General features: G+C 60.5%; 10 protein-coding genes and 2 riboswitches. Of the genes, 4 read left to right on the forward strand and 6 right to left on the reverse strand.

The window, feature by feature from the left end:
• Window positions 1-37 precede the first annotated feature (37 nt).
• Genes NI20_RS0109260 through NI20_RS0109270 form a run of 3 tightly spaced genes read left to right on the forward strand, consistent with a single transcriptional unit; the run spans window position 38 to window position 3,066 of the window.
• Window positions 38-1,930, forward strand: a complete 1,893-nt coding sequence (locus NI20_RS0109260; RefSeq protein ID WP_033121123.1) for a S41 family peptidase — start codon at window positions 38-40, stop codon at window positions 1,928-1,930.
• 1 nt (window position 1,931) lies between these two features.
• Complete coding sequence (locus NI20_RS0109265) at window positions 1,932-2,186, forward strand: GIY-YIG nuclease family protein (RefSeq protein WP_033121124.1); 255 nt, start codon at window positions 1,932-1,934, stop codon at window positions 2,184-2,186.
• On the forward strand, window positions 2,179-3,066 hold the full coding sequence (locus NI20_RS0109270; RefSeq protein ID WP_052084562.1) for an NAD(P)H-hydrate dehydratase: 888 nt from the start codon (window positions 2,179-2,181) through the stop codon (window positions 3,064-3,066). Before NI20_RS0109265 ends, NI20_RS0109270 begins: the two co-directional genes overlap by 8 nt.
• A 129-nt stretch (window positions 3,067-3,195) precedes the next feature.
• On the opposite strand, the gene NI20_RS0109275 is transcribed toward NI20_RS0109270, so the two are convergent.
• From NI20_RS0109275 to NI20_RS0109285, 3 genes are all read right to left on the reverse strand, one after another.
• Window positions 3,196-4,611 (reverse strand): sodium:alanine symporter family protein, encoded by a 1,416-nt coding sequence (locus NI20_RS0109275; protein ID WP_033121125.1) that lies wholly within the window; start codon window positions 4,609-4,611, stop codon window positions 3,196-3,198.
• A 103-nt stretch (window positions 4,612-4,714) separates the two neighbouring features.
• A riboswitch (glycine riboswitch) is annotated at window positions 4,715-4,806 on the reverse strand.
• 298 nt (window positions 4,807-5,104) lie between these two features.
• Window positions 5,105-6,526, reverse strand: a complete 1,422-nt coding sequence (locus NI20_RS0109280) for a sodium:alanine symporter family protein (protein ID WP_033121126.1) — start codon at window positions 6,524-6,526, stop codon at window positions 5,105-5,107.
• A 122-nt stretch (window positions 6,527-6,648) separates the two neighbouring features.
• A riboswitch (glycine riboswitch) is annotated at window positions 6,649-6,752 on the reverse strand.
• A gap of 161 nt (window positions 6,753-6,913) precedes the next feature.
• Window positions 6,914-7,819: a LysR family transcriptional regulator gene (locus tag NI20_RS0109285; protein ID WP_033121127.1), complete on the reverse strand. Its 906-nt coding sequence runs from the start codon at window positions 7,817-7,819 to the stop codon at window positions 6,914-6,916.
• Between the two features lie 156 nt (window positions 7,820-7,975).
• Here NI20_RS0109285 and NI20_RS0109290 point away from each other — a divergent pair, with 156 nt between their 5' ends.
• The gene (locus NI20_RS0109290) at window positions 7,976-9,169 is read left to right on the forward strand and encodes a coenzyme F420-0:L-glutamate ligase (protein WP_033121128.1); all 1,194 of its coding nucleotides are present in this window, start codon (window positions 7,976-7,978) and stop codon (window positions 9,167-9,169) included.
• Between the two features lie 64 nt (window positions 9,170-9,233).
• On the opposite strand, the gene NI20_RS0109295 is transcribed toward NI20_RS0109290, so the two are convergent.
• From NI20_RS0109295 to NI20_RS0109305, 3 genes are all read right to left on the reverse strand, one after another.
• Window positions 9,234-10,070, reverse strand: coding sequence for an Mrp/NBP35 family ATP-binding protein (locus NI20_RS0109295; protein ID WP_033121129.1), 837 nt, complete (start codon window positions 10,068-10,070; stop codon window positions 9,234-9,236).
• Window positions 10,071-10,174: 104 nt separating this feature from the next.
• On the reverse strand, window positions 10,175-11,014 hold the full coding sequence (locus tag NI20_RS0109300; protein WP_052084563.1) for a putative ABC transporter permease: 840 nt from the start codon (window positions 11,012-11,014) through the stop codon (window positions 10,175-10,177).
• A 26-nt stretch (window positions 11,015-11,040) separates the two neighbouring features.
• A complete protein-coding gene (locus tag NI20_RS0109305; protein WP_033121130.1) occupies window positions 11,041-13,089 on the reverse strand; it encodes an ATP-binding protein in 2,049 nt (682 codons plus the stop codon).
• Window positions 13,090-13,299: the final 210 nt, after the last annotated feature.

Raw genomic sequence — 13,299 nt, forward strand, 5'->3', positions numbered from 1 at the left:
ATAATGGAGAAAACTGCCGAACAAAGGAGAATCGGGCATGAAAAAGAGACTGTTCCGCCTGGGCGCGCTCTGCTGCGCCGCGGCGATGACGATAACGACCAGCGCGCAGGCGCTCAGCGTGGAGGAGGCCTACGATATTTTGCAGCGCAGCTATGTTGATAAGCTGCCGCGCGCCGCGCAGGACGCGAAGTCGCTCGACGAGCTCTTTTCCTACACGGACGACTACACGTACTACATGACGGCGGAGGAGTATCAGGCGTTTTTGCAGGGCGTCGAGGGTGATGTGAGCTTCGCCGGCATCGGCGCGGAGATCACCTATGTGCCCGAGGGCATCCGCATCGTCTCCGTCCTCAAGGGCGGTGGCGCGGAGAAGGCGGGCCTTGCCGCGGGCGACATTATCATCGCCATTGAGAGCGAGTCCTGCGCGCCGGGCGGCGCGGAGCACCGCGCCAAGCTCCTCGGCGAAGCGGGGACGAGCGTGACCATCACCGTCCGCCACGCGGACGGCACGCAGGCGGATTATACCGTTACGCGCGCGCTCGTCACGCAGACGAATACGACCGTCTCGGTCACGGGCGGCGTGGGCTACATTGACTGCGACAGCTTCGGCACGCAGACGGGGACGTATTTTCAAGAGGGCGTGCGCGGGAATGACAGCGCTGTGCACGCGTGGATCGTCGACCTTCGCGGCAACGGCGGGGGGCTGACCTCCGCGGCGGTGTCGGCGCTCGGCGCGTTTTCGGGCGAGGGAGACCTCATCTACTTTGTCGATCAGGATGGCGAGAGTACCGCGCAGAGCTATTCGGGCAAGGACCTGACGGACAAGCCCGCCATCGTGCTGATGGACAGCGGCAGTGCCAGCGCGTCGGAGATCTTTGCGGGCGGCGTGCTCGGCACGGGCAGCGGCATCGTCATCGGCACGCGCAGCTATGGCAAGGGCGTGGCGCAGGTCCTATACGATGAGTCGAACTGCCCGTATCTGCACGGCGACGCCGTGAAGGTGACGGCGTACCGCTTCTACTGCGCGGGCGGCAACACGACCGACCGCATCGGCGTGGTGCCGACGCTCTACATCCCGCAGGATCAGGCCGTTGCGGCGGCGCGCCTGCTGAGCGGCGAGAAGACGAAAGACAGCGCGTATCTCCGCCTGGTGCTGAACGGCTACGACTTTTACATCGACATTCCCGCGGGGAAGGAGAGCTCTTCCGCCGCGCTTGAGGCCATTTTGGCGGCGCTGACGCCGGACGCCGTGCTTTACTGGGGCGAAAACGGCGGCGAAAGGAAGCTCACGCTCGCGCAGGCGCGCGAAAAGTGCGGCTTTGCCGTATCGTCCGCGCTCGACTTTTCCGACGTGGCGGACAGCGAGTACGCGCAGGAGATCGATTCGCTTGCGGCGAGCCGCATCGTCTTTGGCGATGGCGGCAAGTTCCGCCCCGACGCGACGATGACGCGCGCGGAGGTCTGTGCGCTGCTCGCGCAGGCGCTTGACCTCTACTCCACGGCGAACGGGTACTTTACCGACGTTGCCAAGGGGAGCTGGTACGCGCCCTCTGTGAACGCGATGGCGGCCATCGGTCTTGTCTCCGGCGTGGGCGGGGGAAAATTCGACCCGAACGCGACGATGACACAGGAGGAATTCATTACGGTGCTGGGCAGGCTCGTGGAATTCGTGAATCTGGATGCGCGGGAGTTTTTGGACAAGAACCCGCTGGCCATTTTGCAGCCGCTGCCGAAGTATAAGAGCTTTTCACACTGGGCCATCCGCAGCGCGGAGCTTTTGACGAATTCCGTGTTCGATGAGAACGGCGATGCTGTGAATATGTACTGCATGAGCCTTGAAGATATCGAGCCCCAGGTCCCCATCCTGCGCGAGCAGGCTGCGGCGGCGCTCTATAACGCGCTGCACACGACGGGCGTGCTCAAGTATTGAGATGGACTGGTACGTCTACATGCTGCGCTGCGAGGATGGCTCGCTCTACACCGGCATTGCCTCAGACGTGGAAAAGCGCTTTGCCATGCACAAGAGCGGGCACGGGGCGAAGTACACTCGCTCGCACCCGCCTGTCGCGGTCGTGTACCGCGAGCAATGCAGCGACAAGGGCGCGGCGCTGCGGCGCGAGGCCGCCATCAAGAAGCTGCCGCGCGCGAAAAAACTCGAACTGACGGAGGAAAACTGCGATGCGTGAAACGATCGTCGACCGCGCGTATGCCAAGACGCTTCTGCCGCCGCGCAAAGAAGATGGGCACAAGGGCGACTTCGGCAAGCTCTTAGTCCTCGGCGGCAGCGTGGGCTATACGGGCGCGCCGTATCTGGCGGCGAGCGCGGCGGTGCATTCGGGCTGCGGGCTCGTGTATCTCGGCGTGCCGGAGAGCATCTGGGCGGTTGAGGCGCAAAAGTGCGTGAGCGCAATGCCGTTCCCGCTGCCGGAGACAGACGGAAGGCTCTGTCTCGCCGCGCTCGACAAGATGCAGGACAAGCTCAAAGGCTGTGATGTTTTAGCGCTCGGTCCCGGCCTTGGCCGCGGAAAAGAGACAGAGCAGCTCGTCCACGCGCTTTTGTGGCAGGTGAAAGAGCCGCTGGTGCTGGACGCCGACGGTTTGAACGCCTTACAGGGCTGCACGGAAAAGCTGGACGTCCGCCGCGGACGCGTGACGATTTTGACGCCGCACGACGGCGAATTTGCGCGCCTGACGGACCGGACGCTCCGGGAGATCGCGTCGAGCGAACGGACAGAGCTTGCGAGCCGCTTTGCCTGCGAGCACGGCTGTATCTTGGTGCTCAAGGGGCACCGGACGCGCATTGCGCTGCCGGACGGGCGGATGCTCGTCAACACGAGCGGCTGCTCGGCGCTCTCAAAGGGCGGGAGCGGGGACGTGCTGACAGGCTTGATCGCGTCGCTTCTGTGCCAGGGCATGGGCGCGGCAGAGGCCGCGGCGCTCGGCGTGTGGCTCCACGGCCGCGCGGGAGAGCTTCTGGCGCAGGAAATGACCGCGTATTGTGCGAGCCCGCGGGAGCTCGTGACGCGGGGACTGGGCCTCGCGTTCCGGGAGCTGCTGGAAGCATAAAAAGGCAAAGAGGAACAAGGCCGCCGCATCGAATGATTCGGCGGCCTGTTTGATAGAAGTAAAGACAGGAAAAGCGCCCCCGAACGAATCGGGGGCGCTTTTGCCTATTTTAACAGAGAATGGAAAGGTTCACTTTTTGCCGGGGATGCGGTTCGGGTCATCGGCGTGCTTGACAACAAGGCTGGTGAGAGCGAACAGCGCAACGGCGTTGGGGATGACCATGAGGTTGTTGAACATGTCGCTCAGCTCCCAGACGAGGTCGTTGGACATCATCGTGCCGAGGAAGATGAACACGAGCGCGAGAACGGTGTAGACCACGGTGCTCTTCTTGCCGAAGAGGTAGGAGACGTTGATCTTGCCGAAGAGGTTCCAGCTCAGGATCGTGGAGAAGGCGAAGAAGAACAGGCAGACGGCGACGAACATGTTGCCCGCACTCTCGCCGAAGACGACGCCGAAGGCGGTCTGGGCGAGGTTGGCCTTGCCGAGCACGCCGGTGACATCGCCGACATAGCCGCTCGCGAGAGGGCCGTCCGCCGTGTAAAGGGTGGAGATGATGACGAGCGCGTTGAGCGTCAGGACGACGAAGGTGTCGATGAACACGCCAATCATGGCGACGACGCCCTGGTCGTGCGGGCAGTCAACATTCGCGAGGGCGTGGGCGTGCGGAGTGGAGCCCATACCGGCCTCGTTGGAGAACAGGCCGCGCTTGGCACCCTGAGAAATCGCGGTCTTGATGGCGTAGCCGAAGCCGCCGCCGATGATGGCCTGGGGCTGGAAGGCATACTTGAAGATCATGCCGATGGTGGCGGGGACGTACTTGATGCGGACGATCAGGACGATCAGGCCGCCGAGCAGGAAGATAGCCGCCATGATGGGGACGACCTTCTCCGTGACGGAGGCGAGGCGCTGTACGCCGCCAAGGAAGATGAACGCGCAGATCGCGACGAGGATGATACCGACGATCCAAGAGGGAATGCCGAAGGCGGTCTGCATCGTGGAGCCGATGGAGTTGGACTGCACCATGCAGCCGAAGAAGCCGAGTGCCAGCGTGATGGCGACGGCGAAGAAGCCGGCGAGGAACTTGCCGAAGCCGCCCTTAAAGGCCGTCGTGATGTAGTAGACAGGACCGCCCTTGACGTTGCCGTCCTTTTCGACGATGCGGGTCTCCTGGGCGAGCGTCGCTTCCGCGTAGATCGTGGCCATGCCGAAGAAGGCGATGATCCACATCCAGAAGATGGCGCCAGGGCCGCCGGTCAGGATCGCGCCGGACGCGCCGACGATGTTGCCCGTGCCGACCTGAGCGGCGATGGCGGTGGCGAGCGCCTGGAACGAGCTCATGCCGCTGTCATGCTTCTTGCCGCGCAGCGACAGGTTGCCGAACACGCTGTTCCAGCCCTCTTTGAAGCAGCGGACCTGCACGAAACGGGTCTTGATGGAGTACCAAAGGCCCACGCCGAGCAGCAGGAACACAAGAATGTAGTTGCTGAGGTATTCGTTGATCTTGGTTACAATGGGAAATAACGCGCTTTCAATGGATGCAAACATTTCTCTCTCTCCTCTAAAAACAAAAGAAGTTGCCGATACGAAAATCAGCAACTCCGGAAGTGTCATTCAATTGAGCAGGAAAGAAACGGCACGACAAAAAACGTCCTGCTTCTCTGTCCCTTTGCCTGAGAGATTCGGCCACCATGGCCTTGCACCTTCGGCACTCAATTCAATGAGTTCTCCAGAGTTTCCTCGGCTTCCGGTTTGCGAGATCCCGAAAGCGTCATCGGTAGATATTCGTTTGTTTCAGCAGTAAAAGCGTAACATGCCGTAAAGAAGAAGTCAAGAGAAGCGGCGGCTTCAAAACCGCCAAAGATTCATCAAAAATATTATGCAAATTGATGATAAACTTTTTTATTTTTAATGAATAGAAAATAGAATACCATTCCGAAAAGGAATCACGCCGCAAAATATTAAAAAATGCGGGTGGAGCATGAAAAAAGAGCGCGGCTTTTATCAAAAGCCACGCTCTTTTGCGCTTTTTTGGGGAATATCAGCCGTTTTCCCGGCCGGACAGGCGGTCGGGCGTGTGGGAATGCTTGACGACGTGGCTCGTCAGGGCGAGCAGGGCGATGGCGTTGGGGATGACCATGAGCTGGTTGAGCATGTCGCTCAGCTCCCAGACGAGGTCGTTGGACATCGTGGTGCCGAGGAAGATGAAAATCAGCGCGAGCAGCGTGTAGACGTTGGCGCCCTTTTTGCCGAAGAGGTAGACCATGTTGATCTTGCCGAACAGGTTCCAGCTCAGGATCGTGGAGAACGCGAAGAAGAACAGGCAGATCGCGACGAACATACTGCCCGCCTTGTAGCCGAACACCGTGCCGAACGCACACTGGGCAAGGTTCGTCTTATTGAAGGTGCTGCTCAGCGCCGCTACGCCGCAGCCGGCGAGCGGGCCGTCGCCTGCGTAAAGTGTGGAGATGATGACGAGGGCGTTGAGCGTCAGGATGACGAACATGTCGATGAACACGCCGATGATGGCGACCGTGCCCTGCTCGTGCGGATTTTTGACGTTGGCGAGCGCGTGGGCGTGGGGCGTGGAGCCCATACCGGCCTCGTTGGAGAACAGGCCGCGCTTCGCGCCCTGGGAGATGGCGAGCTTGATGGCGTAGCCGAAGCCGCCGCCGACGATGGCCTGCGGCTCAAAGGCGTAGCGGAAGATCATGGCAAAGGTCTCGGGAATGTACTTGATGCGAACGACAAGCACGATGAGGCCGCCGAAGAGGAATACCGCCGCCATGAGCGGCACGACCTTTTCCGTCACGGACGCAAGGCGCTGCACGCCGCCGAGGAAGATGAAGGCGCAGATGACGATCAGCACGATGCCGACGACCCAGGACGGGATGCCAAACGCGGTCTCCATCGTTGCGCCGATGGAGTTGGACTGCACCATGCAGCCCATGAAGCCGAGCGCCAGCGTGATGGCGACGGCGAAGAAGCCCGCGAGAAACTTGCCGAATTTTCCCTTGAAGGCTGTCGTAATGTAGTAGACAGGACCGCCCTTGATCGTGCCGTCGAGCTCGACGATGCGCGTCTCCTGCGCGAGCGTCGCTTCCGCGTAGATCGTGGCCATGCCGAAAAACGAGATGACCCACATCCAGAACACCGCGCCCGGGCCGCCGGTGAGGATCGCGCCCGCGACGCCGACGATGATGCCGGTGCCGACCTGGGCGGCGATGGCAGTGGCAAGGGCCTGGAACGAGCTCATTCCGCCGCCGCCCTTCTTGCCGTTGAGGGTGATGTTGCCGAACACGCGGTTCCAGCCCTCCTTAAAGTAGCGGACCTGCACGCAGCGCGTTTTGATCGTGTACCAGATGCCGACGCCGAGCAGCAGGATGACCAAAACGTAGTTGCTGAGGTATTCGTTGATGGTCTGAACGATAGGGAAAAGGGTGGTCTCGAATGATGAAGCCATGATGCTCTCCTTATATTGTAAAGTCGAAAATGCAAAAAATAAAAAGCTGCCGATCCAACAGAAGATCGACAGCTTAAAAAACAATAGAGAGAAAAAGTGAGGACGGAAAAACCGGCATGGTGCCGATGCTCTCCATCCTTTTGCCTGAGAGATTCAGCCTTAACAATTTTAGACAAGGCCTTGCCCCTTCGGCACCCAACTGAATGAGTTCTCCAGAGTTTTCCAGCGCTTTCAGTTTCAAAAAGATTCTGAAAACCGTGTATCTTCGCTCGTTGAAGCGAAAAAGAGGGTAACATGCCGCAAAAATCTTGTCAAGAAAATCGCCTTAGCGAAAATGACAAAAATTATGCAGACTCGATGTGCAAAATGACGGAAACCTTGCAGAATTTAAACGGAAACGGATTTGCCCTGTAATTTTTCAAGCACATCGCGGGCAAAACGTTCGGTTGCGGCGCTGGGCGAAACGTTGCGCAGCATGCAGAGGTCGACGGTGCGCGGCGGGATGGAAAAAGCGGTGGAAAGCTCGCGGATCTCGCCCGCGGCGAGCTCGCCCTGGACGAATTCGCGCGTGACGCCCGCAACGCCGAAGCCAATCTTCGCCAGATCGACAAGAAGGCTGCGCGCGCCGAGCTCGATCTCCGGCGTGAGCCTGACGCCGCTTTGGAGAAAGTATTTTTCAAGGTAAGTGCGCGAGGAGGCCTTCTTTTCAAGAAGAATGAGCGGGAATGCGGCGATCTCCTCGGTCGTGTAGGCGCGGGTGAAGTCGCAGGGGTAGTCCGGCGCGGCGACAAAGCAGGAATGCGTTTCAAAGCAGGGGATGTGATCTAAGTCGTCCGCGTCGCCGGGGGCGCTCGCAAAGGCGATATCGACCCTTCCGGCGCGGAGAAGCCCCAGCACCTTATAGCTGCGGCCGCTGATGATGCGGATGTGGATGTTGGGATAGCGGCGGTGGAAGGCGTCGAGATGCGGCAGCAGGAATTGACTTGTCACCGTGTCGCTCGCGCCGATGACGAGCGTGCCGGCCTGAAGCGTGCGCGACTGCTGGAGCTTATCTTCTCCGGTCTCGAGAAGACCCATGGCGCTGCGCACATATTCAAATAAGAGGCGGCCGTCCTCGGTGAGCGTGACGCCGCGCGGCGAGCGCAGGAAAAGACGCGTGCCGAGCTGCTGCTCGAGCTGCTTGACGCTCTGGCTGACGGCGGACTGCGAAAGGTAAAGATTCTCCGCTGCCAGGGAAATATTCCCGGCCTCGGCGACCTCGCGGAAGACGCGGTAAAGCTCCAGCTTGACCATTTGGCAAACCCTCCTGATCTTAAACCATAAGAATGATTTATATTTATTATCAAAAAACGATGCTTTACTTATCCCTATACCGTGATTATAATACTAAACTGTATGACTTTGCAAGAGCGCCTTGTGCGCTGACTATAAAATAAAAAGGAGATCAAGATGAGAACGATCGGAACTGTCGTGCGCGGCGTGCGCGCACCCATCATCCGCGAGGGAGATAACATTGCTGAGGTCGCTGCCGCTTCCGTGATGGAAGCGTGGAAGGAAGCGGGCATCGAGCCGCGCGACCGCGACGTCGTCGCCGTGACGGAATCCGTCGTGGCGCGTGCGCAGGGCAACTACGCAACGCTCGACCAGATCGCGAAAGACGTGCACGAAAAGACCGGCGGCGGCACCGTGGGCGTCGCGTTCCCGATCCTGAGCCGCAACCGCTTCTCCCTGCTGCTGCGCGGCATGGCGATGGGCTGCAAGAAGATCGTGCTGCTGCTCTCCTACCCCTCTGACGAGGTGGGCAACGGCCTTGTCGACTGGGACAAGCTCGACGAGGCGGGCGTCGACCCGTACAGCGATGTTCTGACGCTCGAACAATTCCGCAAGAAATTCGGCGCGGCGGTGCACCCGTTCACGGGCGTCGACTACATCGACTTCTACTCCGGCATCATCACCGACGCCGGCGCTGAGGTCGAGGTCATCTTCGGCAATCGCGTGCAGACGCTGTGCGACTACACCGACGCCGTCATCACCTGCGACATCCACACCCGCGCGCGCAGCAAACGCCTGCTCAAGGCCGCTGGCGCCCGCGTGGTGCTCGGCCTCGACGATCTGCTCAACAGAAGCGTCGACGGCAGCGGCTACAACGCCGAATACGGACTGCTCGGCTCCAACAAGGCGACCGAGGAGACCGTTAAGCTCTTCCCGCGCGACTGCATGGCCGTTGCCGAGGAGCTGGGCGAGAGACTCAGCAAGGCCAGCGGCAAGCACATCGAGGCCATGGTCTACGGCGACGGTGCGTTCAAAGACCCCGTCGGCAAGATCTGGGAGCTCGCTGACCCCGTCGTCTCCCCCGGCTACACCAAGGGCCTTGTCGGCACGCCGAACGAGCTGAAGCTCAAGTACCTCGCCGACAATGACTTCGGCGATCTCAAGGGCGAGGCGCTGAAGGAAGCCATCGAAGAGCGCATCCGCGAGAAGACCAGCGAGAGCCTGGTCGGCAACATGGTGTCCGAGGGCACGACGCCCCGCCGCCTGACCGACCTGATCGGCTCGCTCTGCGACCTGACGAGCGGCAGCGGCGACAAGGGCACGCCCATTGTCTACATTCAGGGCTACTTCGACAACTATTCCAACGACTGAGCCACAAACAGAACATAAAAAATCGCACCTCGAACGAGGTGCGATTTTTTGCGCTTGTTTTTTGTTATTCGGCGCGCTTGCGCGTCTTTTCGAGCGCATCGGCGGCGGCGTTCAGCCATGTGCCCTCGAACTCTTCGATCTTGCCCGCGTCCACAAGGGCGGCGAGCTTCGGGTCGATGGGCATCTGGGCGAGGAGGGGAAGATTGTGACGCTTTGCGGCCTCTTCGCTCTTGCCCTCGCCGAAGAGGTAGATCTTTTTGCCGCAGTCAGGGCAGGCGACATAGCTCATGTTCTCCACGACGCCGACGATGGGAACGTCCATCTTTTCAGCCATCTTCACGGCCTTCTCCACGACCATGGAGACAAGCTCCTGCGGGGAGGTGACGACGATGATGCCGTCGAGCGCGATGGACTGGAAGACGCTCAGCGGCACGTCGCCCGTGCCGGGGGGCATATCGACGAACAGATAGTCCACATCCCAGGCAACATCCGTCCAGAACTGCTGGACGACACCGCCGATGACGGGGCCGCGCCAGATGACGGGATCGGTCTCATCCTCCAAAAGCAGGTTGATGGACATGACCTCGATGCCGCTGTGGCTGACGCAGGGGTAGAGCGCGGTCTGCGTGCCGACGGCCTTGTCGTGCACGCCGAAGGCCTGCGGGATGGAGGGACCGGTGATATCGGCGTCCATGACGCCGACCTTGTAACCGCGGCGGTGCAGCGTGACGGCAAGCTGGCTCGTGACCATGGACTTGCCGACGCCGCCCTTGCCGGACACAACGCCGAACACCTTGCCGATGTGGCTTTCGGGGTGCGGCGCTTTGCGCAGGGATTGCGGCGTTGCACGCTCAGCGCAGCTCTCGCCGCAGGTAGAGCAATTATGCGTGCATTCGCTCATAGATCAGTATTCTCCTTTGCTGCGTGGTGTGCCGCCGGTTGGCCAGCGGCGCGCTTAGTTTATACCGTTTGCGCGCGGAAGTCAACCGCGCGCGGCTTGGCAAATTACGCCTTGCGCTCATCGCCGAAGAGCTCGTCGGTAGCTTTCTTGGCCTCGGTCTCGCTCTCGTTCAGGCGGGCGCGGATCGCGGTGAGCAGGTCTTCACGCGACTTGCGGATGTCGGGGTGGGAGTGGAGCAGGCGGCGCTCGAAGATATCCGCACCGTCACGCAGCATGCGGGCGCGCTCGCGTACCTCGGCACGGCGCTCGGCCTTGCGCTCCTGGCTCTCCTCACGCTTTTCGGCGACATAGTCCTTGAGCTCCGATTGCAGCTCGCGCAGCTTGCCCATCTGGGCGCTGAGCTGGATGGCGCTGCGGATGGAGAGCACGGTGTCCATCAGATAGATGCCGAAGATGAAGGACGCGAGCGGCACGGTGATGGTAGGGCCGAGATTCACGATGTGCTCCCACAGCCAGGGCTGGACAAGGTGGCACAGCAGCACGCACGCAAGGCCAAAGCATGTGGAGTTCAGAAGGCACACACGGCCATTGATCTGGAATTTATAATGGGAGTAGTCCCACCAGCGCATGTGGAAGAGCTTTTCCATAATCCAGCTCGTGAAGTATTCAAGGATCGACGTGACGATCGCACCGAAGATGAACGTGAGCACCGGATTCTGGAAGCCGCCGTGCAGAAGATACAGCACGAGCAGCGCGCCATGGCCGTAAATGGGGCAGAGAAAGCCGTTGAGGAAGCCTCGCTTTTCGCAGATGCGGCCCTTGGGGATGGAGCAGTATAGCATCTCGCCGCACCAGCCGAGGGTGCTGTACGCGATGTAGAGCAAAAACAGCTCGCAGAGGTCTTCAAAGTTGGAAGGCAGGGGAAGGGCTTGCAGTGTGGTCATTCAATTTCTCCTTTATCAATTTGGAATTATAGGGACAGGAATGTGACGCCGTCGCGGCCGGAGAGATACGCGCTCTCGCGGTGCTGGCAGGTGAAAAGCAGAATTTGACGGGATTTGCTTTCCTCTAATAAAAGCTCGAGCGCGGCGCGGCAGCGCTCGTCGTCGAAGCGGACAAGTGCGTCGTCGAGCACGATGGGCGGGGGATCGTCCGCGGGCAGAGCGCTTTCGCAGATGGCGAGGCGCACGGCAAGATACAGCTGGTCGAGCGTGCCGAGGCTCAAAAGCTGTGCGTCATGGGAAACACTCTCGCCCGTTTCGCCCGCCTGCGCGGAAAACGTGCGGTCAAGCAGGACGCTTTCGTATTTGCCGCCCGTCAGGCGGGAGAAAAGCTCGCCGGCGCGGCGGCTGAGCGCGGGAGAAAAGCGGTTTTGCAGTGCGGTGTTCGCGCTTTGCAGCGATTCCATCGCGAGGGCAATGGCGTCGTATTCCGCTTGTTTTTGTGCAAGCTCGTCGCGCTTCTGCGTGAGTGCGGCTTCAAGCTCGGCGGCGTCGCCGATGGCGCGGCAGCGGCCGGAGGTGTAGTCAAAGGTGCTCTGCGCTTCACGACGGCACCGTGCGAGCGCATCGAGCGCAGTTTGCAGCTCCGCACGGGAGCGTGCGGGGCGCACAACTGGCTCGTCGGGAACGTCACCCTTCGGCGCGCGGGCGGAAAGCAGCTCGCAGCGCAGCGACAGATCGCGCGCCTCGCGCGTCAGGGCGTCCAGCTCGGCGTATTTTTGCAGCGCAGCGTCGAGATATGCGCCAACGCGGGAGATGTCGCCCGCGGGGATGAGCACGAGCAGCTCGCGCGCGGCGGCATCATACAGTTTTTGCTGTGCGGCGGCGTCGGAACGCGCATCGCGCAGGGCTTGCTCTAAGACGCCGCACTTTTCCTCATGTGCGGCGCGAACTTTGCGTGCGTTGTTCCAGTTTAAGACAAGAAGTGCAGCCAGCGCAGCGCCGGAGACGATGCACCCGGCCAGAGCGACAGGGCTGGGCAATGCGGAAACAAATATAAAGAGCGGCAATAGCACGGCGCTTACTATTATATAAGGTAATAGTGAGCGCGGGCGCTCGGCGGGTCTTGCGTCAAAATCAGACAGAGCAGCTTCGGCGTCATCACAGCGCTTCTGCGCGTCCGTGGCCTCAACCTTGAGGGAAGAGAGCGCGTTGAGCCTTGCGCGGCCCTGCTCCAGCGCGTCGCGCGCGGGCACATTCTGCTCGATCAGTGCGCGGCGGAGATGTTCGGCTTTGCTTTCGGTGCTCTGCCATGCCTGCCGCGCTTCTGCGGCGGCGCGGCGGGCGTCTTGCGCATCGCAAAGATCGTGCGCGAGAAACTGCTCGCGAAGTGAGGTCTCTTCGGCATCGAACGCGGCGAGGGCTTCCTCGGCCTTGCGCTTGCTGCGCGTGAGCTGAGAGAGCTCGTCGAGCGCGCGCTCCTGTGCGCTGATCTCGGCCTCGAGCGCGGGGATGCGGCCAGACTTGTTGTATTTGCGGGCGTTGAGCTGCTTTTTGAGCGCGGTGGACGCTTCACTGAACGACTGACCCTCCTCGCCCGTGGTGATGAGCGCGGCGATGCGGCGCTCAAGCTCGGCGCTCGCGTCGACCGTCAGGCTGCTCTGGCGGATGAACGCGCTGCGCTCGTAGACCTCGCACGGGACGCCGAGCAGCGTTTCGCCGCAGTCAGCGGCGGTCAGACCGTCGACCGCTTCGCCGCTGCCAGTGTAGACGGCGGAAAAGCGCCCCATGGGACTGTTCGCGCGCGCGGTGTCGCGCTGCAGTGTGATGTCGCCCTTTTGACATGTGAGCGCCAGCGTGCCGCGCATCGGCGAGAGCGACCAGGGAGCGTAGCGGTTCTTATCTGCCATCGCACCACGTTCCCGCGGCGGAAAGCCGTAGAGCATCACGCGAAGAAACGCGAGCAGCGTCGACTTGCCGGACTCGTTCGGCGCTTCTATAATATTAAGACCTTTCGAAAACGAGAGCGAACGGTGCTCCAGTTTCCCGAAAGTTGCCTCAATATGTTGGAAATCCAATGGAAATACCTCCAAAATGAAACGGTTTTCCTATTATAACATCTATGGATAGATTTGTCTCTATCTAGCTCTGAAAAAATAATTTGAAAAAAGTGAAAAAAGGTGTTGACAAAAGGGATGGTAGGTGCTAAGATAACACCTGTTCCGCGAATGGAGCGTGCACCTTGTAAATTAAACAACGAAACTTTGACAAGCACCAGATGAAAAACT

Origin of the sequence: Oscillibacter sp. ER4 (assembly GCF_000765235.1) — a bacterium.
Classification (GTDB): Bacteria; Bacillota; Clostridia; order Oscillospirales; family Oscillospiraceae; genus Hominicoprocola; species Hominicoprocola fusiformis.